We start from the raw sequence: 23774 nt of genomic DNA on the forward strand, positions 1-23774 counted from the left end.
ATCAGCGGAACGTTCCCGCCGACCGTGCGCCTCCAGTTGTCGACTGTGCGGCCCTAGTCCAGGTCTCCGCCGGTGATCTTCGCGGTGGTGATCTGCACCGGGATCTTGGGCTTGCCGTCGCTGGCCTCGCCGGACGGGCCGGGCGTGACGCCGCCTGCGGCAACCTTGTCGAGGACCTTCAATCCCTCGGGATCGACCTTGCCGACGACCGAGTAGTCGGCCGGCAGCTGACTGTCGGACATCACCAGGAAGAACTGGCTCGATCCGGTGTTGCTGCTCTGGCCGCCCTGATTGCTGTTGGCGATCGCGATCGTTCCCCGCGGGTAGATCACCGACTGCTGACCGGCCATCGGATTGGCGCCGCCGGCCGGCTTGAGGTCGGTGGGCGGCTCGTCGGGGCTGCTCCAGCCGGGGCCCCCGGCGCCGGTGCCCGTCGGGTCACCGCACTGGAGCACCTTGAGCGCTTCGCTCGTGGTCATTCGGTGGCACGGGGTGTCGTTGTAGTAGTTGTCCCGGATGAGTGAGATGACGGCACCGGTGTTGCACGGCGCCCCGTCGCGCTTGAGGGTCATCGGGATGGTGCCCTGCGACGTGTCGAAGACCGCCGAGACGTCACCCGACTTGAGCTGACGATCGCCTGGCTTGGGGGCCGTCCGCTTCTTGGGGATGCCCTCGTTGATCATCTTGTTCATCTCGGCCGCGTACTTGCGGTATTCGTCGTGCTGTTCAGCGGGCACGCCCTGTGGCGGATCCGTGGGAATCGGCTTGAGGCGATCCGGCTGGTCCTGGTACTCACACGAGGTCCACCGCGCGGCTTCGCGGTCGTCGAGAACCTTCTTCACGATGAGCGTGGTCGCTGTCGCGACTACCGCCACCACCAGCACTGTCGAGACCGATGCGATGATGATTCGACGCCGCTTGCGCTCCTGACGCTCGCGTTCGAGCCTCTCCTCGAGCTTCCGCTTGGCGGCTTCGCGGCGTTCCTCGTTGGTGGTCACGCTGGTGAACCCTCCTGAGACGTCTGTCGGTGCGTATGAGGCGACACGGCTGTATCGACACGCAAGTGTGCCAGGACACCCTGAGAGTTCCCCAGGCAGGTACTCCGGAGTGTCGTCGGGCAGCGTGTCGCGATAGGCCAGAATGGAGGGTCAGCGGTGGCGCGTCGCCCGCGCCGCCACCCGTCGAGTCGAGGAGCGCAGATGCTGATCACCGGATTCCCAGCGGGAATGTTCCAGACCAACTGTTACATCGTTGCGCCTGAGCCGGGCGGCGAGGCCATCGTCATCGATCCGGGGCAGGAAGCCGCGGCCAAGGTCTCCGAGTTGTTGACCGAACACGAGCTCACCCCGGTGGCCGTTCTTCTGACGCATGGACACCTCGATCACACCTGGAACGCCGCCGACGTGTGTGACGCCTACGGGATCCCCGCCTACATCCATCCCGCGGACCGGCCGATGCTCGCCGACCCGGCTGTTGGCCTCGGCAGCGCACTCGGCTCCATGATCGGTCCGCTGACGTTCCGCGAGCCGGAGAAGGTCATCGAGTTCGTCGACGGCGAGCCGATTGACGTGGCGGGCATCAGATTCAGCGTCGACCTCGCGCCGGGCCACACCCAGGGATCGGTGCTCCTCGGCACCGATGTCGAGCTCACCGACAATGACGGCGCACCGACCAGCGTGCCGGTGTGCTTCTCCGGTGACGTACTCTTTGCGGGGTCGATCGGACGCACCGACCTGCCCGGCGGCAACCATCAGCAGCTACTCGATTCGATCGCGTCGAAGCTCCTTCCGCTGTCGGACGACACGCAGGTGTTGCCCGGTCACGGACCGCAGACCTCGATCGGACAGGAACGCGCGACCAACCCGTTCCTCGCCGACCTGAACGCGTCGAGCCAACCGAAGGGAAGTAGGAGACTGTGAGCGCCGACTTCGTCGCACCGAAGGGCATCCCCGACTACTACCCACCCGCCTCGGCTGACTTCCGTCGTGTGCGCGACACCTTCACCGACGCCGCTCGTCGTGCCGGCTACGGACACATCGAACTGCCGATCTTCGAGGACACCGGGCTCTTCGCACGCGGCGTCGGCGAGTCCACCGACGTTGTCAGCAAAGAGATGTACACCTTCGAAGACCGCGGCGGACGCTCGGTCACCCTGCGCCCCGAAGGTACCGCCGGCGTCGTCCGTGCCGTCATCGAGCACGGTCTCGACCGTGGCCAGCTTCCGGTCAAGCTCTGCTACGCCGGACCGTTCTTCCGCTACGAACGGCCGCAGGCCGGACGCTATCGCCAGCTCCAGCAGGTCGGCGTCGAGGCGATCGGGGTCGACGACCCCGCGCTCGACGCCGAGGTCATCGCGATTGCCGACGAGGGATACCGCAGGCTCGGTCTTTCGGGATTCCGGCTCGAGATCACCTCCCTGGGCGACGATTCGTGCCGTCCCGCGTACCGGGCTGCGCTGCAGGACTTTCTCGCGGGACTTGATCTCGACGAGGCGACTCGCCAACGCGCACAGCTCAATCCGCTCCGCGTGCTCGACGACAAGCGGCCCGACATCCGGGAGGCGACCGCCGACGCGCCGTTGATGCTCGACTACCTGTCCGACGACGCGCGCGGTCACTTCGAAAGCGTGCTCTCGCACCTGCGTCAACTCGGCGTGCCCTACGTGATCAACCCCCGCCTGGTGCGCGGACTCGACTACTACACCAAGACCACGTTCGAATTCGTCCACGACGGCCTCGGTGCGCAGTCGGGTATCGGCGGTGGCGGTCGCTACGACGGTCTGATGCGGCAGCTCGGCAGCAAGCAGGATCTGTCCGGGATCGGATACGGACTCGGCGTCGACCGCACCATGCTCGCGCTCGAGGCCGAGGGCATCGCCCACGTCGACGCCGCGCGCTGCCAGGTCTTCGGTGTTCCGCTGGGAACCGACGCCAAGGCCGAATTGGTCAGCGTCGCAGGACAACTGCGTGCCGCAGGCATCAGCGTCGACCTGGCCTATGGCGACCGTGGGCTGAAGGGGGCGATGAAGGCCGCCGATCGGTCCGGCGCCGTGCTCGCGCTGGTCCTCGGCGACCGTGAACTGGCCGAGGGAACGATCGAGATCAAGAACCTGGGCAACGGCGAACAACACAAGACGTCGCTGGAGGGCGTCGTCGACGAGGTACGCGGGCTGCTGTCCTGACCACGTCGTCGACGTCCTACCGGCTTATACGAGCCGATTCGCGGTAGGGCCGGTGACTCCGCCGAACATCAGCGTGTCATCTCCTCACGCAACACGTCGAGGCTGACCCCGCCGAGCGCGAGCGCATTGGTGTGAAAGTCCTTGAGCGTCCACTCCCGGTGATGTGCCAGCGCCTGAACCCGACACTGCTCCCACACCCGTTGGCCGAGTGCGTAACTCGGTGCCTGACCTGCCCAGCCGAGATAGCGGTCGAGTTCGAAGCGGAGCACTGCCCGGTCCATCGCCACAGAGTCGGTCAGGAACTGCCACGCCTTGTCGGCATTCCAGGTGCCCCCGTCCACGGACGGGGGAGCGGTCTTGCGGCAGTGGACACCGATGTCGACGACGACGCGCGCCGCACGTAGTCGCTGTGAATCGAGCATGCCCATCCGGTCGCCCGGATCGTCGAGCCAACCGAGCTCGCTCATGAGACGTTCTGCGTAGAGCGCCCAGCCCTCACCGTGACCCGACGTGAACGATGCGAGCTTGCGCCAGGAGTTGAGGTCCGGGTCGACGATGGCGGCCCCGAGTTGCAGATGATGGCCGGGCACGCCCTCGTGGTAGACGGTTGTCTTCTCCTGCCACGTGTGGAAGACGGTCTGCGACGGCGGGACCGCCCACCACATGCGTCCGGGTCGGGAGAGGTCGGCGCTGGGCTGTGTGTAGTAGATGATCCCGGTGGACGACGGCGCCAGTCGGCATTCCAGCCGGGTCAGGCGCTCGGGGATCTCGAAGTGTGTGCCGGCGAGTCCGTCCACCGCTTCGTCGGAGGTCTGCTGCATCCACGCGAGGAACGACGCGCGATCGTGCAGCTGATACTGCGGTGCGGCGTCGAGCAACTCGAGTGTCTCCGTCACACTCGCGCCGGGCGCGATCTCAGCGGCAATGTCGCGCTGTTCCGCAGTGATCGCGGCGAGGCGCTCGAGCGCCCAGTCGTAGGCCTCGTCGGGATCGACGTCGGTGCCGAGATGGTAGGGCAGGTGCAGAAGGTAGCGGTCGCGGCCGATGGCGTCGTCGGTGTCCGCGCCGTCGAGTACCTCGGTCCGCAGGTGAGCGGCGAATCGGTCGAATGCGGCGCCCGCGCCTTCGAGCGCCGAGGCCAGATCGGTGGCGAGCGCGTCGTCGGACGCGATGGCCGTGGTGTTCTGTGCGATTGCCGCCCGCGCCCCATTCGCCTGTGCCGCAACCAGTTCGACCTGCCGACGCGCGAGAGCGGGGCCGACATCCCGGCGGTGCCGGAGTCCGACGATCACGCTGTCGATCGCCGACGGGATCGCCGCGATCCGCGCCACCATGTCGGCCCGCTGTTCGGCCGTGTCGGTGGGCATGAGGTCGAAGATGTCGCGGATGGACTGCAGCGGTGAGGCGATCACATTGCACTCGCCGGTCAGCTCACCCGCATCGGCGAGTGCGAGTTCGCGGCGGAGTTCCGCGCGCATCGTGGCGATCGTGACCCGGTCGATGTGATCGACAGGTGTTGCGGCATCGAGCTGTGCCAGCGTCGAACGTACCTGCGCCGCGCGCTCGTCGACGGCGTCGGGGGAGAAGTCGGTCAGTAGCCGGTTGTGGCCGTCGATGCCGAATTCGGTGGCGAGGATCGGGTCGAGTGCGGCACTGCGGGCGAGATGATCGTCGGCGATCGCGTCCACCGCGGTCGCGTCGCGGACGGAACGCTCAGAGGTCATTCGTGGAGAAGGTGTCGCACTGGCGCGGGTCGCCGTTCTTGTATCCGGTCGAGAACCACCGCACGCGCTGATCGGCGGAGCCGTGCGTCCATCCCTCGGGATTGGAGTTCGAGCCCTGGATGGTGTCGTCGCCGATCGCCTTCGCGGTCTGGATCACCGAGCTGATCTGATCGGAGGTCAGGGGCTCAAGCATGGCGTCGCTGCCCTTGTCGGCGTGATATGCCCACACCCCCGCGTAGCAGTCGGCTTGCAACTCGACGCGAACCGAACCCGACTTCGGGCCGTGGGATCCGAGCTGCTGGCCCTTCTGGAGTGCGCCGGTCAGGTTCTGGACGTGGTGGCCGTACTCGTGGGCGACGACGTACTCCTGGGCGAGCGGACCGTCGCTGCCACCCATCTGTTTCAGCTCGGCGAAGAACGACGGATCGAAGTACGCGGTCTTGTCGACCGGGCAGTAGAACGGGCCGGTGGCCGACGTCGCTGCGCCGCAACCGGTGTCGACGGAATTGCTGAAGATGACGGTTTTCGGCGGCGTGTAACCCTTCATCTGGTCCGACCAGACCCGGTTGACACTGATGGTCGTGGCCTTGATGCGGCAGATGTCGTCGGTGTTCGCCTTCTCGACCGTGCACTGCGCCAGGTGCTCGTCGATCTCGCTCGCCGAACTGCTTGCCGAGCTACTGCTCGTCGACGACGACCCGAGGATCTGGCCCGGATTGATGCCGAAGAACAGGGCGACCAGTGTGACGATCAGGCCGGCACCACCGCCGAGGGCGATACGTCCGCCACCGCCGCCGCCGAAGCCGCCACCACCCCCACCGCCGGACACGTTGCTGTTGTCCAGCGACCCGCTGCCTTGGAACGTCATGCAGGTCAGGCTACCGGCGGTGGGGCGCCGATACGGGTGAACCACGCCCAACGACCCCTCCCGCGTCGATGCCGACCGGGCACGGTCGTGTCGTCGGCGGACACCAGTCGCCGACCGCGCCCGCGCCCTCCGTAGGATTGACCACGAGATTGTGAGACTTCGTACGTCCACCAGGAAGGACTCCAGTGCTTCGCACGCATTTCGCCGGTTCGCTGCGCCGCGCCGACGCGTCGCAGACCGTCACCGTCACCGGGTGGGTCGCGCGTCGCCGCGACCACGGTGGCGTCGTGTTCATCGACCTGCGGGACAGTTCCGGACTGGTGCAGGTCGTCTTCCGCGAGGATGCAGTCGCCGAGAAGGCGCATCGGCTGCGGGCGGAGTATGTCGTGAAGGTCACCGGTGTCGTCGAGGAGCGCCCCGCCGGCAGCGAGAACCCGAACCTTCCGTCGGGGGAGATCGAGATCAACGCCACCGAACTCGAGGTGCTCAACGAGTCGGCCCCGCTTCCGTTCCAACTCGATGAGAGTCCCGGCGAGGAAGCCCGTCTGCGCTATCGCTACATCGACCTCCGTCGCGAGGGCCCCGCTGCCGCAATTCGCTTGCGTTCCAAGGCGAACGCGGCCGCGCGCGGTGTGCTCGCCGCCCACGACTTCGTCGAGATCGAGACGCCGACGCTGACCAGGTCGACGCCCGAGGGTGCGCGCGACTTCCTCGTTCCGGCCCGACTCCAACCCGGAACGTTCTACGCGCTGCCGCAGAGTCCGCAGTTGTTCAAACAGCTCCTCATGGTGGCAGGCATGGAGCGCTACTACCAGATCGCACGTGCCTACCGCGACGAGGACTTCCGTGCCGACCGTCAGCCGGAGTTCACCCAGCTCGACATCGAGATGAGCTTCGTCGACGAGGACGACGTGATCGCTCTCGCCGAGGAGATCCTCGTGGCCCTCTGGCGGTTGATCGGGGTCGAGATCTCCACACCGATCCCTCGGATGACCTATGCCGACGCGATGCGTCGCTTCGGATCCGACAAGCCGGATCTGCGCTTCGGGATCGAACTCGTCGAGTGCACGGAATTCTTTGCCGACACACCCTTCCGTGTCTTCCAGGCGCCCTACGTCGGTGCGGTGGTCATGGAGGGCGGGGCCTCGCAGCCGCGGCGCACACTCGACGCCTGGCAGGAGTGGGCCAAGCAACGCGGAGCCAAGGGGCTGGCCTATGTCCTCGTCGGAGAGGACGGCACCCTGGGCGGTCCCGTCGCCAAGAACCTGTCCGACGCCGAGCGTGATGGCCTCGCCGCGCACGTCGGCGCCAAGCCCGGTGATTGTGTGTTCTTCGCCGCCGGACCGGCCAAGGCGCAGCGCGCATTGCTCGGCGCGGCGCGCAGCGAGATCGCCGTCCGCCTCGGGTTGATTCCTGCGCCCGGCGATCCGGTTGATCCTGCGACGGCAGCGTGGGCATTCACCTGGATCGTCGACGCCCCGCTGTTCGAACCTGCAGACGACGCCACCGCGTCCGGCGACGTCGCCGTCGGATCGGGAGCGTGGACCGCTGTGCACCACGCGTTCACCTCGCCCAAGCCGGAGTCGCTGGCCGACCTCGAGAGCGACCCGGGCTCGGCGTTGGCCTACGCCTACGACATCGTGTGCAACGGCAACGAGATCGGAGGCGGATCGATTCGTATCCATCGTCGTGACGTCCAGGAACGGGTGTTCGCGATCATGGGCATCGATCACGACGAGGCGCAGGAGAAGTTCGGCTTCCTCCTCGATGCGTTCGCCTACGGCGCACCTCCGCACGGCGGCATCGCCTTCGGCTGGGACCGCATCACCGCGCTGCTCGCGGGGGAGAGTTCCATCCGTGAGGTGATCGCCTTCCCGAAGTCGGGTGGCGGAGTGGACCCCCTCACCGACGCACCCGCTCCGATCACCGCGGCACAACGCAAGGAGTCGGGCATCGACGCCACCCCGAAGCCGAAGGCCGGCGACGCTGAGCATGGGGCGTCGAAACCCGCGGACTGACCCGTCGGGCACCGACGTGCGTGACACATATCGCACACCGGTGCGCTGCTGATCGCACGTCGGGCGCGTTGACGCCATCTGTGCTGAGATTTCTACCCATGGGGACGTATCTGCTCGACGACCTCCGGGAGGATGACCGGTGACAATCAAGGTGGCGCTCGAACACCGCACGGCGTATGCGTTCGACCGGCCGGTCAAGATCTATCCGCATGTGGTGCGACTGCGTCCGGCCCCGCACTCGCGCACGCCGATCGAGGCGTACTCGCTGTCGGTGGAACCGGGCGGGCACTTCCTGAATTGGCAGCAGGATGCGTTCAGTAATTATCAAGCGCGCCTGGTGTTTCCGGAACCGTCGACGTCATTGTCGATCACCGTGAGTCTCGTCGCCGACCTCACGGCGATCAACCCGTTCGATTTCTTCATCGAGGACTGGGCCGAGGAGTACGGATTCAGCTACCCCGACGACCTGCGCGAGGATCTCGAGATCTATCTGCGGCCGGTCGGGGTCACGGAGGGCGAGTTCGCCGGTAGCCCGGTACATCCCGACGTCGCAGCGTTCGCGGTATCGCATAAGCCGACGTCGTCCACGCGCATCATCGACTTCCTGGTGTCGCTCAACCAAGCGGTGCGCGACGCCGTCGGTTACACGGTTCGGCTCGAACAGGGAGTGCAGACACCGGAGTACACGCTTGCCAGCGGCATCGGCTCGTGCCGCGATTCGGCGTGGCTGCTGGTGGCGCTTCTGCGCGAACTCGGGCTCGCGGCGCGCTTCGTGTCGGGGTACCTGGTGCAACTCACCTCAGACGTCATGTCGATCGACGGCCCGTCAGGACCCAGCGCCGACTTCACCGATCTACATGCATGGGCCGAGGTCTACCTCCCGGGTGCGGGATGGGTGGGCATGGATCCGACGTCGGGCCTCTTCGCGGGTGAGGGACACATCCCGCTCGCCGCGACGCCGACGCCGGGCGGCGCCGCTCCGATCACCGGTGCAACCGGCAAGTGCCACGCGACGCTCGACTTCTCCAATACCGTCACCCGGTTCCACGAGGACCCGCGAGTCACCCTGCCCTACACGGATTCCCAGTGGGAGCGGGTCGTCGAACTCGGTGCTGCTGTGGACGCGAGGATGGCCGAGAACGACGTTCGCCTCACCATGGGTGGCGAGCCGACGTTTGTCTCCGTGGACAACCAGAGCGACCCGGAGTGGACGACCGCCGCCGACGGGCCGCACAAGCGCGAGTTGGCGTCGACGCTCGCTCGTCGCCTCGCCGAGGACTACGCGCCGGCGGGCCTCGTGCAGCGCAGCCAGGGCAAGTGGTATACGGGAGAACCGTTGCCGCGCTGGCAGATCGCGATCATGTGGCGAGCCGACGGCCAGCCGATCTGGCGTAGGCCCGAACTGCTGGCCGATCCGTGGGTGACGCGCGCACAGGCCGCCGCGTCGATGACTCTCGAGGCGTCAGGGCCACCACCCGGTTCGGGAACCGACCCATCGGCCGAGAAGCTGTTGTCGGCGTTCGCCTCCGCGCTGGGGCTGCCGGGCTCGCAGGTGATGCCCGCATTCGAGGACCCGCTGGTGCGGATGCGCGAGTTGTCGGCCCTGCCACCGGGCGATCCCGGAGCGGACCCGACGCTGTCCGCAGCGCGCGCAGCTGCCTGGGCGAGCGCTGCCGCCGAAGCCGCCGATGCCGATGCCGACATCGAACCCGACGACGACGCGACGCAGGCGCGCCGCGAGTTGATTGCCTCGCTGGACGCATCGGTGACGAACCCGACAGCCTTCGTCCTACCGCTGAGTCGCTCCGAGGATGGCACCGCGTGGCAGAGCGCACGGTGGACGACGAGGCGGGGGCGCCTTGTGCTCACGCCCGGAACCTCGCCCGCGGGGCTCCGCCTTCCGCTCAACTCACTGTCGTGGGGGCCCGCACCGGTCCTTTATGAGGCCGATCCGTCGGTGCGTGCCGAACCGTTGCCAGACGACGTCGCCGACGCACTGGGCCGCACGGTGGTCGACGTCGACCCCGCCGCCTTCGTACCGCGTACGGCGTTGGTTGCGGAGAAGCGCGGCGACACCCTGTACGTGTTCCTCCCGCCGACCGCCGAACTCGAGGAATACCTGGCGATCGTCGAGATGATCGAGAACGCCGCCGCTGCGATCGACGCACCTGTGGTCGTGGAGGGCTACGGCCCGCCGGCCGACGCGCGCCTCACCACCCTGACCGTGACGCCCGACCCGGGTGTCATCGAGGTCAATGTTCAGCCCACAGGTAGTTTTGCCGAGCAGACCGCCCTGCTCGAATCGCTGTACGAGCACGCTCGGCACGCCCGACTGGGTACCGAGACGTTCGATCTCGACGGCAGCCACGGGGGTACGGGCGGCGGCAATCACATCACGCTCGGCGGCTCGACACCTGCGGATTCACCACTGCTGCGCCGACCGGATCTCCTGGTCTCGATGCTGACCTACTGGCAGCGCCACCCGTCACTGTCGTATCTGTTCAGCGGCAAGTTCGTCGGAACCACCTCACAGGCGCCACGGGCCGACGAGGGCAGGGAGTCGGCGCTCTACGAGATGGAGATCGCGTTCGCCGAGATCGACAGGCTCGCGGTGAAGGGTGAGCCGGCGCGCGGTGCGGATGCACCGCCGAATCCGTGGGTCACCGACCGCGCACTCCGCCATCTGCTCACCGACATCACCGGCAACACTCATCGGGCGGAGTTCTGCATCGACAAGCTCTACAGCCCCGACTCCGCGCGTGGCAGGCTCGGGCTGCTCGAACTCCGTGGCTTCGAGATGCCGCCGCATCACCGGATGGCGATGGTCCAGTCGCTGCTGGTACGTTCACTGGTCTCGTGGTTCTGGGAGATGCCCTTCCGCAGCAGACTCATCCACCACGGCGCCGACCTTCACGGCAAACATCTCCTCCCGCACTATGTCATCGCCGACATCGCGCAGGTGGCCGAGGAACTCCGAGAAGCCGGCTATCCGTTCGACACCGCATGGCTCGACCCGTTCACCGAATTCCGGTTTCCGCGGCTGGGTACCGTGGCCATCCGCGACTATGAGGTGGAACTGCGCGGCGCCATCGAACCGTGGAACACGCTCGGCGAGGAATCAACGGGAACGGGGACCGCTCGCTATGTCGATTCCTCGATTGAGCGGGTGCAGGTGCGGGTCCAGGGCGCCGGCGATGACCGGTTCGTGTTGACCTGCAACGGATATCCCATCCCGCTGACGGATACGGGAAGACCGGGCGAGCGTGTGGCGGGGATCCGCTTCCGCGCGTGGCAGCCGCCGAGCGCGTTGCACCCCACCATCAGCATCGACACCCCGCTGACCTTCGACCTCGTCGACACGCTCGCGGGGCGATCTGTCGGCGGTGCGACGTATCACGTCGTGCATCCGGGTGGCCGCGCATACGACCGCCCGCCGGTGAACGCGGTGGAGGCCGAGTCGCGTCGTAACGGACGCTTCGAGGCAGCCGGACACACCAGTGGATCCGTCGACGTCGGTCTGCTCCGGGAGCGAATCGCGCGCATGGCCACCGACACCGGGGTCCCGACCATTCTCGATCTGCGTCGGGCACGTACAGTTCTTCGGTGACTGTTTCAGCGGGCGGCGGTGTGCCCGCGGTGTTCGACAGATACCGATCCGACGGTTACACGCTGTTCGATCTAGGACAACTCCACTCGGGTGGTGTCGCACCGGCTGCCGCACGCATTCATTACGACGAGGTGCTCGATCCTGCTGGATCAGTGCGTCCGGCGTGGGACGAACTCGTCGAAGGCTACGGGCTACGTGGCGACGAGCGGCTGCGCGCGTCGGCGGCGCGGCTGGCCTCGGCGGTGTCAGATGAAGGCGTCGTCTACAACCAGGTCGACGGAACCACCACGGTTCCGCGGCCGTGGCTGCTCGACGCCGTCCCGCTGATCGTCGACGGTGTCGAATGGACCGAGTTGGAGAAGGCGATCACGCAGCGGTCGATGCTGCTCGATCTCATCCTCCGCGACATCTACCGTGACCAGAAGACGATCAACGCCGGGCTGATCCCACCCGAGATGGTCTTCGGGCATCCCGGCTACATCCGTAAGGCCGCACGACTCGGGGTTGCGGGCCCGCATGCGCTGTTTCTGCACGCGCTCGACCTCGGACGCCTCTCGGATGGCACCTTCGCCGTGTATGCCGACCGGACGCAAGCGCCGTCGGGTGTCGGGTTCGCCATCGCCGACAGACGCCTGATCTCGCGTACTTTCCCTCAGCTGTTCCAGCGCTGCGCCCCACGCCCGATGGCAACATTCGCCGGGACCCTCCGGCTGGCGTTGACCGACTACGCCCCGCCGGGCGTCGACGACCCGACGGTCGCGGTGTTCAGTCCCGGAGCGATGTCCGAGACATTCTTCGATCAGGCGTATCTGGCGTCGGTGCTGGGTTTTCCGCTTGTCGAGGGTGCCGACCTGACAGTGCGCGACGGTGCGGTCTACATGTGGTCGCTCGGCAAATACAAACGGGTCGACGTGTTGCTGCGCCGCGTCGATGCCACCTACTGTGACCCGCTCGACCTGCGGACCAATTCACGGCTGGGGGTTGCGGGGCTCGTCGAGGCCATCTCTCGCGGCAACGTGACCGTCGTCAACACACTCGGTAGCGGTGTCCTGGAGAACCCCGCTCTCAACACGGTGCTCCACAAGGTCGCACCAGTGCTCATCGACGAGGAACTCGTCCTCGATTCGGTTCCCACCTACTGGGCAGGCGACCACGCGGACAGATCCAAGATCTGGTCGTCGCTCGATTCGCTGGTGCTCACGAACTTCCGAACAGGTGAGGAGTTCATCGGCCCCGCGACCGACTCCGCGACCAAGGAAGTGCTGCGGAGCCGAATCGATGCCGACTCCTGGCAGTGGGTGGGCCGCGAGGTGCAGGCGTACTCGGTGGCCCCGAGCCTGACCGAGGGTGCGCTGCCGACACGGGGGCGCGGCACCGTGCGTGCCGCGCCGGTGTCGGTTCGCGCGTTCTCGGTCGCGCAGGGGCCGACGTACGCCGTCATGCCGGGTGGTCTGGGATCGGTCCTCGCCGACGGCGTCGTCGGTGCGTCGCTGGCCTCGGTCGCGGCAAAAGACATCTGGGTGACCAATCCTGATGTGGGAGGCCATGTCTCGCGCCGAACGGAGCTGCGGGTCGAGCCCGACGACGAGGTCACCATCACCCCTCGGCCCGCGTCCGCGGGCTACTCCGACGTCGCGGCTGCCGCGAGTCCGCGTGTGCTCGCCGACATGTTCTGGTTCGGACGGTACGGCGAACGCACGGAATCGGTCACGCGACTGGCCAAGGTCGCCCGAGAGCGATACCAGGACTTCCAGTACCGGCCATGGATGTCGGGCACCGCGGCGGTTCCACTGTTCCTGCACGCGGTCGCCGAGGTGACCGGCACAGCGGGGCTCCTCGATACCGGTGAGCCGTTGTTCGACGACGATTCGTCGTTGTCGTCGATCGATCAGGTCAACTCCGCGATCGTCAAGATCGCCGAACTCACCGTGAACCGTCACACCCCCGGCACCATCGCGCACTCGACCGAGCGACTCGTCGCCACGGCCCGTGCGGTCCGCGATCAGATGTCGACGAGTACGTGGATGGTGTTGACCCCGATGGAGCGCGCACTCGAGTCCATGACGCGCCAGATCGAACGTGCGCGCGACGACGTCGGGGCGGGCACCGGGGTGTTCGGCGACGCCGCGCTCGACCTCGGTCCGGACCTCGCGCGAACACACGAGAACATCCTGCACGGCGTTCTGGCACTGTCGGGGCTTCAAGCGGAGTCGATGGTCCACGACGCCGCCTGGTTGCTCATGGATCTCGGCAGGCGCATCGAGCGGGTGATCACGCTGGCCGATCTCACCCGCACACTGTTCGGGCACGAGCACCCGCGGGACACGGAGCAGACACTGCTGGAGTCGTACCTGAGTGCGTCAGAATCCTCGGTCATCTATCGCCGCCGCAATCGTGGCCTCTACCGGGCGGAGGCTGTCGCCGAGTTGTTGATGTTCGACGAGACCAACCCGCGTGCGCTGATCTATCAGCTCGCCAAGATGCGTGACGATCTCGCGTCGCTGCCCGAAACACTGCGGTCGGCGGCGGCCGAGCGAGCCGTCGAGGAGATGACCGCCGAACTGAGACGCTGCGATCCGGCCGGTCTCAGCCACGTCGATGCGAGCGGCAGGCGCGCCGATCTGGTCGAGTTGACCACCGCGCTGCGCGACCGCGCGCGAGCGCTGTCCGATCTGCTCAACCGCACCCGGTTCGCACCGCCGCGGACCGCGCAACCGATCTGGGGAGGGCAATGGTGACGACGCCGTCCTCCGAGGCCCCGGCGACCCGCAGGTACCGGGTCTTTCACCGCACGTGTTACACCTACGACGACGAGGTGTCGTCGTCGTACGGGCGGTGCTACCTGACGCCGCGCGACCTGCCGTATCAGCGTGTCCACGAGACGGAGACGGTTATCGCGCCCGAGCCCGCGGACCGATCAGTGGGAGTGGACGTGTACGGGAACATCGACGCGTACTTTCACGTCCGCACACCTCATCGGGCACTCGAGGTGACCACGACGTCGATCGTCGAGGTCGACCCCGTCGACCAGGGTCTCGTGCACAGTCTCGCGGCCCGAGCGCCCTGGGAGGACGCGCGGCCGGCTACCGCCGGTGCGGTCCTCGTCGACGAGTTCGTGCTGGATCTCGATCCGCCGGAGATCACCCCCGCCGTCCGCGACTACGCCGCAGGCGTCTTCACGCCGGGCAGGCCACTCATCGATGCGATCATCGATCTGACGTCACGCATCTTCTCAGACTTCACCTACCGCTCGGGCTCGACGGCGATCAGTACTCGCGTCGACACCGTGCTCGAGCGGCGGATGGGTGTGTGCCAGGATTTCGCGCGGGTCGCGATCGCCTGCCTGCGTTCGGTGGGACTCGCCGCGCGTTACGAGTCCGGTTACCTCGCCACCGACCCGCCCCCGGGTACCGAGCGCATCTTCGGAGCCGATGCCAGCCACGCCTGGGCGGCGGTGTGGCTGCCAGGGGACCGATGGCTTGCGTTCGATCCGACCAACAACAAGCTCGTCGACGAACGCCATGTCACCGTGGCGTGGGGACGCGACTACGACGATGTCCCTCCGCTGCGCGGTGTGATCTACACCGACGCGTCCAAGAGCGAGATCGAGGTCTCGGTCGACGTGAGTCCGCTGTCAGCAGCCGAAGGGTGAGCGCAGCACAATCCACAGCGCCACGCGCTCACCCCGCTGATGTCGTTCGAATGGTCGGCGTGGATTGGCGCGACATCATTTGCGCCGAAAAAGAAAGTGTTATGACAAAGATGCAGGTCAAAGGAGTGCCAACCCCAGGTGGACTCGTGTCCGTGAGCAAAGTCGGTGTCGCGTGTCGGTGCCTGCGAGTAAGTTGGTCACTGCCATGACGGTCATCACAGAGAGCCGCGTCACCAGCGTGGTGCGTGCCGCAGAAACAATGTTGTCCCGCAGAGCGGGTGCCCCGGTGGTACTCGCGGATCCGGAGGATCTCGGCGGGAGCGGCCGAACCACAGTCGTCCGGGTACGTGTGGCGCAGAATCCCCTGTCGATGGATCGCACGCTTGTCATCAAGGCGTTGCCGAGCCATGAGGACCCCCAGGCGTTCCATCGTGAGATTGCCTCATACAAGTACGCAACAGCGCTGCCGACGGAATCCCGTCCCGGCCCTCAACTGATCGCATCCGATCCCGACAACCGACTCATGGTGCTGTCCGACCTCGGCCGTGGCCATCCGTTGACGGCGCTGCTCGCCGACGCCGACGTGGTCGAGATGACCCGCGTGGTCAGCGCCTGGGGTCAGGCACTCGGCCGCATGCACGCGGCGACGGTGGGCGGCGAGGGCGATTTCGACGCCCTCGTGCGCCACGGTGCCGCGGGCACGGCCGGGCGCGACATCCTTCGCGACGAGGCCATCCGTGCGGTGTCCGCAGCGTCGGTGCGTGTGGCCGATCTCGGCCTCACGCTGCCCGACGCCGCTGCCGAGGCACTGACATCGGCGTGCGCCCTGTTCGACGAGGGCGATCACCGTGCATTCAGTCCATCCGACGTCGGCCCGGAGAACATCCTGCTCAACGACGACGGCGTGCAGTTCATGGACTACGAGTGGGGTGGCTTCCGCGACGCCACGCTCGACATCGCCTATGCCCTTGTCACGTTCGCGCCGCAACTCGGACCGATGGGTGGCGCCCACCGACTCGACCTCGAGGTATCGATGGTCGACGCGTGGCGGTCGGAGGTGGTGCCGATCTGGCCGGCACTCGAGCGCGACCGCGTGATGCACCGTCAGGTATTGACTGCACGGTTGCTGTGGGTCTGGTTGTCGACGGTGTGGATGTTGCCCGATTCGTCGACCGACACCGTCCCGATGACGCACTTCGCTCACGACTGGGCGCTGCATACCAATGACCCCCGTGTCCTCGTGGCGCGCTGGACCGATCTCGCCGCCGCGGCGACGAGCAATGCAGAGATCTCTGAGTTCGCTACCGAAGTGGGCCTCGCGCTGCAGCGCTCGTGGCTGGACTGACCGCGGTGGGTGGATTGTTCGACCCGCCGCCACCGAGTCCGACGAGCGGTGCCACATCGCTGACCTCGCCTCCATCACCGAGCGCACCGTTGGCTGTCCGGATGCGTCCGCAGACCCTCGACGACATCGTTGGCCAGCAGCATCTCCTGGGTGTCGGCTCGCCGCTGCGGCGTCTCATCAACGGGTCGGGTGCCGCGTCTGTACTCCTGTACGGCCCACCGGGCACGGGTAAGACGACGATGGCCTCGCTCATCTCGAGCGCGGCGGGTGGGCGCTTCGAGGCTCTCTCGGCGTTGTCGGCAGGTGTGAAGGAGGTACGCGCGGTCATCGAGGTCGCGCGTCGTCGTCTCGCCGCAGGCGAACAGACCGTGTTGTTCATCGACGAGGTCCACCGATTCTCCAAGACCCAGCAGGACGCGCTCCTCGACGCCGTCGAGAATCGGATCGTCCTGCTCGTCGCCGCAACCACCGAGAACCCATCGTTCTCGGTGGTATCGCCACTGTTGTCCAGATCGCTTGTCCTGCAACTACGGTCACTCACCGATGAGGATATCCGCACGGTATTGACACGCGCGGTCGCCGACGACCGGGGACTCGCGGGTGCGGTCACGGTGACCGACGCCGCCTATGACCACCTCGTTGCCGTCGCGGGTGGCGACGCACGCAGGGCATTGACCGCTCTCGAAGCGAGTGCCGACGCCGCGCTGCGTGAACCGCCGCCGGACGCGGCGGGGCCAGACGATGGCTCGGACTCGGCGGGCGCAGTCGATGGGCAGGGTGCCAGCGTCGAGCAGGCCGGTGAGGGCTGGGGGAGGGCGCGCGAGACCCCCGAGATCGATGTGGCCGACGTCGAGGCGGCCATCGACCGTGCCGCGGTGCGCTACGACCGTGACGGTGACCAGCACTACGACGTGACCAGCGCGTTCATCAAGTCGATTCGCGGGTCCGACGTCGACGCCGCGCTGCACTATCTGGCACGGATGATCGCCGCGGGCGAAGATCCCCGGTTCATCGCGCGACGTCTCATGATCCACGCGAGTGAGGACATCGGGATGGCCGATCCGATGGCCCTGCAGACCGCGGTCGCCGCCGCGCAGGTGGTGGCGCTCGTCGGCATGCCGGAGGCGAAACTGGCGCTGACGCAGGCGACGATTCATCTTGCGACCGCCCCGAAATCGGCGGGCGTCGTCAGCGCTATCGGTGCTGCGCTGGCCGACGTCGAAGCGGGTAAGGCAGGCGCCGTGCCCCCGGGGCTACGGGACGCGCACTACAGCGGCGCGAAGAAACTCGGGAGCGGCGTCGGGTATCAATATCCGCACAACGACCCCGACGGCGTTGTGCCGCAACAGTATCCGCCCGACGAGCTCGTCGGTGTCGACTATTACGTCCCCACTGATCACGGATTCGAGCGTGAGATCGGGCCACGCGTGGCCAAGTTGCGGTCCATCGTGAGACGGGCGACCCGACGCCCCAAAAAGGCGTGACAGCCGCACCCCGTAGCCCTCGGCTGCGGGGTGCGTCACTTGACGACGAACACGTCTGAACACGTCGACGCAGGCAGGGTCAACAGCGGACCACGGTTCACCGGTCGCAATTCGATACGCACGCGTCCTGCACCGGTACGGACGTCCCGGAAGTCGTGCATCGACCCGCCCGTTGCCGCGGTGGTGCGCTGGACGCCGCGCAGCGTGCCCGACCGGTGCGTGTTCAGGTTGGTCCACACGACGGTCATGAGGTTGTCGTAACCCCAGATGCTGAAGCTCGCCGAGACGGAGATGTCGACGGCGCCGCGCTGTCCATTGCGCAGCCACTGCATCGTGCCAATCGTGCCGGAGTAAGTGTTGTCGACGATGTTCGGGCTGATCGCGGCACACCGGTTACGCGACGTCTGGTTGATGACGCCGTCGTATTCGCTGTAGTCGCTGGCGGATGCGACACCGACTCCCACCGCACTGAGGACGAGCGCGACGAACAGGACGAGCGCTGAGCGAACTGCTGTGATTCGGGTCATGACTGTGACATCGTGCATCGACGCATGATCATTAGCCATGTGATCGTTTCGTGCTGGTGACGACGCCGTTCGGGTGCCATCTGCGCGCGGCGGTAGGCTGGTGTGTCGCAGATCGTCGGATGAGTGGCGGCTCGATCGACCCCGACCACCGACCACAGGCGCCCCGACCACAGACACCGACAACAGACGCACCACGACCACCGAGGACGAGAACCCAGTGCAGACGCATGAGATCCGGCAGCGATTCCTGGATCACTTCATCAAGGCCGGACACACCGAGGTTCCCAGTGCCTCGCTGATCCTCGACGACCCGAACCTGTTGTTCGTCAACGCGGGCATGGTGCCGTTCAAGCCCTACTTTCTCGGTGAACAGACGCCCCCGTTCGACCGCGCGACCAGCGTGCAGAAGTGTGTGCGCACCCTCGATATCGAGGAGGTGGGCATCACCACCCGCCACAACACCTTCTTCCAGATGGCGGGTAACTTCTCGTTCGGAGACTACTTCAAGCGTGAGGCCATCAGGTTCGCGTGGGGCCTGCTGACGTCCTCGGTCGCCGATGGCGGATACGGCATCGACCCGCAGAAACTGTGGCCGACGGTCTACCTCGACGACGACGAGGCGTTCGGCATCTGGCGTGATGAGATCGGCGTTCCCGCCGAGCGCATCCAGCGGCGCGGGATGAAAGACAACTACTGGTCGATGGGAGTGCCCGGCCCGTGCGGTCCGTGCTCGGAGATCTTCTACGACCGCAGTCCCGAGTACGGCGTCGAGGGCGGGCCCGAGGTGGACGAGGATCGCTACATCGAGATCTGGAATCTCGTGTTCATGCAGAACGAGCGGGGACCCGGCGGGGCCAAGGAGGGCTACGAGATCCTCGGGCCACTGCCCAAGAAGAACATCGATACCGGCATGGGCATCGAGCGGGTCGCCTGCCTACTGCAGGGCGTCGACAACGTCTACGAGACGGATCTGCTCAAGCCCCTCATCGATCTCGCATCGACGCTCACCGGACGCGGCTACGGCACCGGTAATCACGACGACGACGTGAAGTTCCGCGTCATCGCCGACCACTCGCGCACAGCGGTGATGCTCATCGGTGACGGCGTGCTCCCCGGCAACGACGGCCGCGGCTACGTTCTGCGTCGACTGCTGCGTCGGGTGGTGCGCTCGATGCGCCTGTTGGGCGCAGCCGCGCCGACCATGGAGGTCATCGCCAACACGGTGATCGACGTGATGTCGCCGTCGTATCCAGAGCTCGCCGAGCAACGCGATCACATCGTTTCCGTCGCGGTCGGGGAGGAGACGTCGTTCTCCAAGACCCTGGAGGCCGGCTCGAAACTCTTCGCCGACGCCGCGCAGGCGACCAAGGCAGCACACAAGAAGACCATCAGCGGCAATGACGCGTTCACTCTGCACGACACCTACGGATTCCCCATCGACCTGACCCTCGAGATGGCTGCCGAGGCAGGACTCGACGTCGACCAGCAGGGCTTCACCGAACTGATGGCGGAGCAGAAGCAGCGCGCCAAGGACGACGCGGTCGCGCGCAAAACCGGTCACACCGATGCCGCCGTCTACCGCGAGTTCCTCGACCGCGGGCCGACCGAGTTCACCGGCTTCGACGAACTGGTGTCCGAAGCGCGAGTGCTCGGTCTCCTCACCGACGGTGCCCGTGTGCATTCCGCGGGGCCGGGAGAACAGACAACCGTCATCCTCGACCGCACGCCGCTCTACGCCGAGGCGGGTGGCCAGATGGCCGATGTCGGCACCATCACCACCAGCGACGGGACCCGCTTGTCGGTGGGTGACGTACAGAAGGTCGGCAAGTCGGTGTGGCTGCACAAGGCGACCGTCGAGGCCGGCGAGATCCACGACGGCGACGAGGTCATAGCATCGGTTGACCAGACGTGGAGACACGGTGCGACGCAGGGGCATTCGGGTACTCACATGGTGCACGCCGCGCTACGTGAGGTGCTCGGCCCCAGCGCAACACAGGCCGGTTCGCTGAACCGACCGGGGTACCTGCGGTTCGACTTCCACTCCGGTTCGGCGCTGACCGAGGACCAGCGTCGGCAGATCGAGGAGATCTCCAACGGCGCCGTGGAGGCCAACTATCCGGTGCACACGTTCGAAACCGGCCTGAATGAGGCGAAGGCTATGGGCGCGATGGCGCTGTTCGGCGAGAACTACGGCGACGTCGTCCGAGTTGTCGAGATCGGCGGGCCATTCTCGATGGAGCTGTGCGGCGGAACGCACGTGGCCTCGTCGGCGCAGATCGGCCCCGTCACCCTCATCGGTGAGTCGTCGGTCGGATCGGGAGTGCGGCGCGTCGAGGCATACGTCGGCATGGATTCGTTCCGGTACCTGTCCAAGGAGCGTGCTCTGCTCGCTGGACTCGCGTCGTCCCTCAAGGTGCCCTCCGAGGAGGTCCCGGGTCGCGTGGAGCAACTCGTCACCCGGCTGCGGGATGCGGAGAAGCAGCTCGAGAAGGTGCGCGCCGACGCCGCTCGCTCTGCCGCTGCGGGGCTGCTGGATTCCGCCGACACCATCGGTTCGACGCTGGTGGTCGGCGGAGTGGTCCCGGGGGTCGGTGCCAACGATCTCCGCGGCATTGCGACCGATCTGCGCGGCCGTGTGGGTGATCGCCAGGCCGTCATCGCGTTGTTCTCGACGACAGGCGAGGGCGCCGACACCAAGGTGCCGTTCGTCATCGCCACGACCGACGCGGCGCGCAGCGCAGGCATCAAGGCGGGTGATGTGGTCAAGGAGATCGCGCCTATTGTCGGCGGACGGGGCGGTGGGAAGCCCGATCTCGCCCAGGGGTCCGGGACCGATCCCGCAGGCATCGACGCGGCGAGGACCCGCATCCGCGATCTCGTCGGCCGATGAGCCTGACTCGTGGGCGTCGCATCGGCGTCGACGTCGGAAGTGTACGCATCGGGGTCGCAGTGAGCGATCCCGACGGCATCCTCGCGACACCGGTCGAGACCGTTGCGGGCGCCGACGCGGACGCCGCGGTGAGGCGCTTGCACGCGCTGGTCGAGGAGTACGAAGCCGTCGAGGTGATCGTGGGACTACCCAAGACGCTTCGCAACACCGATGGGCCGGCAGCGGAGAAGGCACGCGCCTTCGGCGCCCGACTCGCCGACGAACTGGAGGGGATTTCAGTCGTGTTCTCTGATGAACGACTCACCACCGTAGCTGCGCAGCAAGCGCTCCACGCCAGCGGACGAACCGCCAAGTCCTCGCGTGGGGTGATTGATCAGGCCGCGGCGGTCGCTATTCTTCAGGGGTGGCTGGATTCGCGACGATGAGTGGTTCAACGCTGCCCACAGACCATCTCGCCAGGCGAGCAGCTCAACACAGAGGAGGCGACGCTCGGTGACCGACGAACGGCATCGGAATCGTCATCGTGAACCCTCTGATCACCCTACCGAAGGACTCGATCTCGAGCGACTCCGGTACTTCACCCAACCGGCCGACGGCAAGCCCCACAATCGCCACCGACGACGACGTACCGGCACGACGGGGCAGATTCCGGTAGTCCGGTCCGAGAGTCCTCGCGCCGAAGCACCGCGTCCCGGCGCGCCGGGCTCCGCCGATCCCCGGGGCGATCGAACCAGGCGCGAGCCGACTGCCCCCACGCAGCGGCAGCGCAGAGCTGCGCAGCCGCCCTCACCAACGCCGCCTGCCGCGGCCCACTCTGCGTCGGCTTCGGGTCCTGTGCGTCGACCGGCGACCCGGGACGACTCGCAGACCATGCGTGGCCGCAACCCGGCCGCCGCACCTGCCGAGACGGATGCGGCCGACCCCTTCCACATGGCCACGCCGCGTCGCGCCCGCCCGCAGCGGATCTCGCCGGCGCCCCCCGTTGACGTGCAACGACACGAGACGGCGACCGAGCGCTCAGGGGCCACGCACCCCGCCGATTCCGGGTTCGTCGACGCCGGACCTCTCGATACCGGTCGTGCCGATACGGGGCCGATGGACGCGATCGCGGCATCGTCGGCGACCGTCACCGAGGACGCCACCGACCTGCACCATCAGTCGGCGCACCATGACACCGATCTGCACCATGACACCGACCTGCACCATGACACCGGTGCGCATGCCGCGTCGATTGACCGGGACGAGGCGTACGGGTCGATCGACCACGACGAGCTGATCGCTCCCCGACGGAGGGGACAGGCACGCGCCCGGACCCCAGAAGCGCAGCGCAGACGACGCAAGCGGCGGACCGTGCTCGCCGCGGTCATCGCCGTCATGCTCGTCGCGGTCGTCGGTGTCGGCTACTACGGCTTGCGCGCGACGGGCATGCTCGACTCGCGCAAGGACTACACGAATGCCGCCGGTACCGGGGACGTGATCGTCGACATCCCGCAGAACTCGACGCTGAAGGATTTCGGACGCATCCTCGCTGACGACAATGTCGTCGGCAGTCAGCGTGCCTTCATCAATGCTGCTGACGGACAAGCGATCTCAGGTGGTTACTACAAGTTGCGCACGGAGATCCCCGCGTCGACCGCTGTGCAGATGCTGACCGACGGAACGACGCATCGGGTGGGACGCGTCGTCGTCCCCGAGGGCCTACAACTCGACACCAAGGAGGGCGTCGACGGCAAGACGACGCCGGGCATCTTCCAGATGATCTCCGACGCCACCTCCGTCACCGTCAACGGGGAGAAGATCGGCGTCTCGGTCGACGACCTGCAGAAGGCCGCTGCGGGAGCGTCTGCGCAAGAACTCGGAGTGCCGGGCTGGGCGGTCACCGACGTGGAGAAGCTCAACGGTGATCACCGTCGAATCGAGGGGCTGATCGCCCCGGGCACCTGGGAGACGATCGATCCGCACATGTCAGCACGGCAGATTTTGCGCGAACTGATCTCGCAGAGCTCACAGCGCTTCGCACAGTGGGGTCTGGGTGAGCAGGGCTCCAACGACTCGGGACTGACCCCCTACCAGACGCTGGTGGCCGCGTCCGTGGTCGAGCGTGAGGTCGCCAAGCCCGACGACTACGCGAAGGTGGCGAGGGTAATCCTGAACCGTCTCGACAAGGATCAGCGCCTCGAGATGGATTCGACCGCCAACTACACGGCGACCGTGACCAACATCGATCTCGATGGCGAGGCCTACAAGTCCGACAACGCGTGGAACACCTATCAGATGAAGGGCCTGCCCGCGACGCCGATCGGCGCGGTCGGCGAGCGCGCTCTGGAGGCGACCGAGCATCCGGAGACCGGGAACTGGCTCTACTTCGTCACCGTCGACCGTGAGGGCACGACGCTGTTTGCTGACACCTTCGACCAACACAAGCGCAATCGTCAGCAGGCATGCGACAACAAGCTCCTGACCACCGGCTGCAGCTGA

The 23774-nt window shown here is 66.8% G+C and carries 15 protein-coding genes; 11 read left to right on the forward strand and 4 right to left on the reverse strand.

Annotated features, from left to right (window positions below; all coding sequences use genetic code 11):
- Positions 1 to 53 precede the first annotated feature (53 nt).
- Positions 54 to 998, reverse strand: coding sequence for a peptidylprolyl isomerase (locus GOACH_RS08015; RefSeq protein WP_005173150.1), 945 nt, complete (start codon positions 996 to 998; stop codon positions 54 to 56).
- Positions 999 to 1199: 201 nt separating this feature from the next.
- On the opposite strand from GOACH_RS08015, the gene GOACH_RS08020 reads away from it, so the two are divergent.
- Positions 1200 to 1919 carry an MBL fold metallo-hydrolase gene (locus GOACH_RS08020; RefSeq protein ID WP_005173151.1) on the forward strand — a complete coding sequence of 240 codons (720 nt, stop codon included), beginning with the start codon at positions 1200 to 1202 and terminating at the stop codon, positions 1917 to 1919.
- Positions 1916 to 3181, forward strand: a complete 1266-nt coding sequence (hisS, locus tag GOACH_RS08025; RefSeq protein WP_005173152.1) for a histidine--tRNA ligase — start codon at positions 1916 to 1918, stop codon at positions 3179 to 3181. The genes GOACH_RS08020 and hisS overlap by 4 nt, the downstream gene beginning before the upstream one ends.
- A gap of 68 nt (positions 3182 to 3249) precedes the next feature.
- On the opposite strand, the gene GOACH_RS08030 is transcribed toward hisS, so the two are convergent.
- A complete protein-coding gene (locus GOACH_RS08030) occupies positions 3250 to 4905 on the reverse strand; it encodes a DUF885 domain-containing protein (RefSeq protein ID WP_005173153.1) in 1656 nt (551 codons plus the stop codon).
- The gene (ypfJ, locus tag GOACH_RS08035; protein ID WP_040518107.1) at positions 4895 to 5773 is read right to left on the reverse strand and encodes a KPN_02809 family neutral zinc metallopeptidase; all 879 of its coding nucleotides are present in this window, start codon (positions 5771 to 5773) and stop codon (positions 4895 to 4897) included. The genes GOACH_RS08030 and ypfJ overlap by 11 nt, the downstream gene beginning before the upstream one ends.
- A 185-nt stretch (positions 5774 to 5958) precedes the next feature.
- Here ypfJ and aspS point away from each other — a divergent pair, with 185 nt between their 5' ends.
- From aspS to GOACH_RS08065, 6 genes are all read left to right on the forward strand, one after another.
- The gene (gene aspS, locus GOACH_RS08040) at positions 5959 to 7791 is read left to right on the forward strand and encodes an aspartate--tRNA ligase (protein WP_005173155.1); all 1833 of its coding nucleotides are present in this window, start codon (positions 5959 to 5961) and stop codon (positions 7789 to 7791) included.
- Positions 7792 to 7930: 139 nt separating this feature from the next.
- A complete protein-coding gene (locus GOACH_RS08045) occupies positions 7931 to 11398 on the forward strand; it encodes a transglutaminase family protein (RefSeq protein WP_005173156.1) in 3468 nt (1155 codons plus the stop codon).
- Positions 11395 to 14136 carry a circularly permuted type 2 ATP-grasp protein gene (locus GOACH_RS08050; protein WP_040518046.1) on the forward strand — a complete coding sequence of 914 codons (2742 nt, stop codon included), beginning with the start codon at positions 11395 to 11397 and terminating at the stop codon, positions 14134 to 14136. The genes GOACH_RS08045 and GOACH_RS08050 overlap by 4 nt, the downstream gene beginning before the upstream one ends.
- A complete protein-coding gene (locus GOACH_RS08055; protein ID WP_005173160.1) occupies positions 14130 to 15050 on the forward strand; it encodes a transglutaminase family protein in 921 nt (306 codons plus the stop codon). The genes GOACH_RS08050 and GOACH_RS08055 overlap by 7 nt, the downstream gene beginning before the upstream one ends.
- 205 nt (positions 15051 to 15255) lie before the next feature.
- A complete protein-coding gene (locus tag GOACH_RS08060) occupies positions 15256 to 16395 on the forward strand; it encodes a protein kinase family protein (protein WP_005173161.1) in 1140 nt (379 codons plus the stop codon).
- A 5-nt stretch (positions 16396 to 16400) separates the two neighbouring features.
- Complete coding sequence (locus GOACH_RS08065) at positions 16401 to 17879, forward strand: replication-associated recombination protein A (RefSeq protein ID WP_040518112.1); 1479 nt, start codon at positions 16401 to 16403, stop codon at positions 17877 to 17879.
- Between the two features lie 35 nt (positions 17880 to 17914).
- Here the strand turns inward: GOACH_RS08065 and GOACH_RS08070 are convergent, their stop codons facing one another.
- Positions 17915 to 18406, reverse strand: coding sequence for a hypothetical protein (locus tag GOACH_RS08070; protein ID WP_245551846.1), 492 nt, complete (start codon positions 18404 to 18406; stop codon positions 17915 to 17917).
- 217 nt (positions 18407 to 18623) lie between these two features.
- Between GOACH_RS08070 and alaS the strand changes: the two genes are divergently transcribed.
- The 3 genes from alaS to mltG all read left to right on the forward strand — a co-directional run bounded on the left by alaS (position 18624) and on the right by mltG (position 23774).
- Entirely contained in the window at positions 18624 to 21296 is a 2673-nt protein-coding gene (gene alaS, locus GOACH_RS08075; RefSeq protein ID WP_005173168.1) for an alanine--tRNA ligase, read from the forward strand.
- Positions 21293 to 21721, forward strand: a complete 429-nt coding sequence (gene ruvX / locus GOACH_RS08080) for a Holliday junction resolvase RuvX (RefSeq protein ID WP_005173171.1) — start codon at positions 21293 to 21295, stop codon at positions 21719 to 21721. Before alaS ends, ruvX begins: the two co-directional genes overlap by 4 nt.
- A gap of 445 nt (positions 21722 to 22166) precedes the next feature.
- Complete coding sequence (gene mltG, locus GOACH_RS08085) at positions 22167 to 23774, forward strand: endolytic transglycosylase MltG (RefSeq protein WP_005173179.1); 1608 nt, start codon at positions 22167 to 22169, stop codon at positions 23772 to 23774.

The organism is Gordonia aichiensis NBRC 108223 (assembly GCF_000332975.1).
In the GTDB taxonomy this organism is placed as follows: Bacteria; Actinomycetota; Actinomycetes; order Mycobacteriales; family Mycobacteriaceae; genus Gordonia; species Gordonia aichiensis.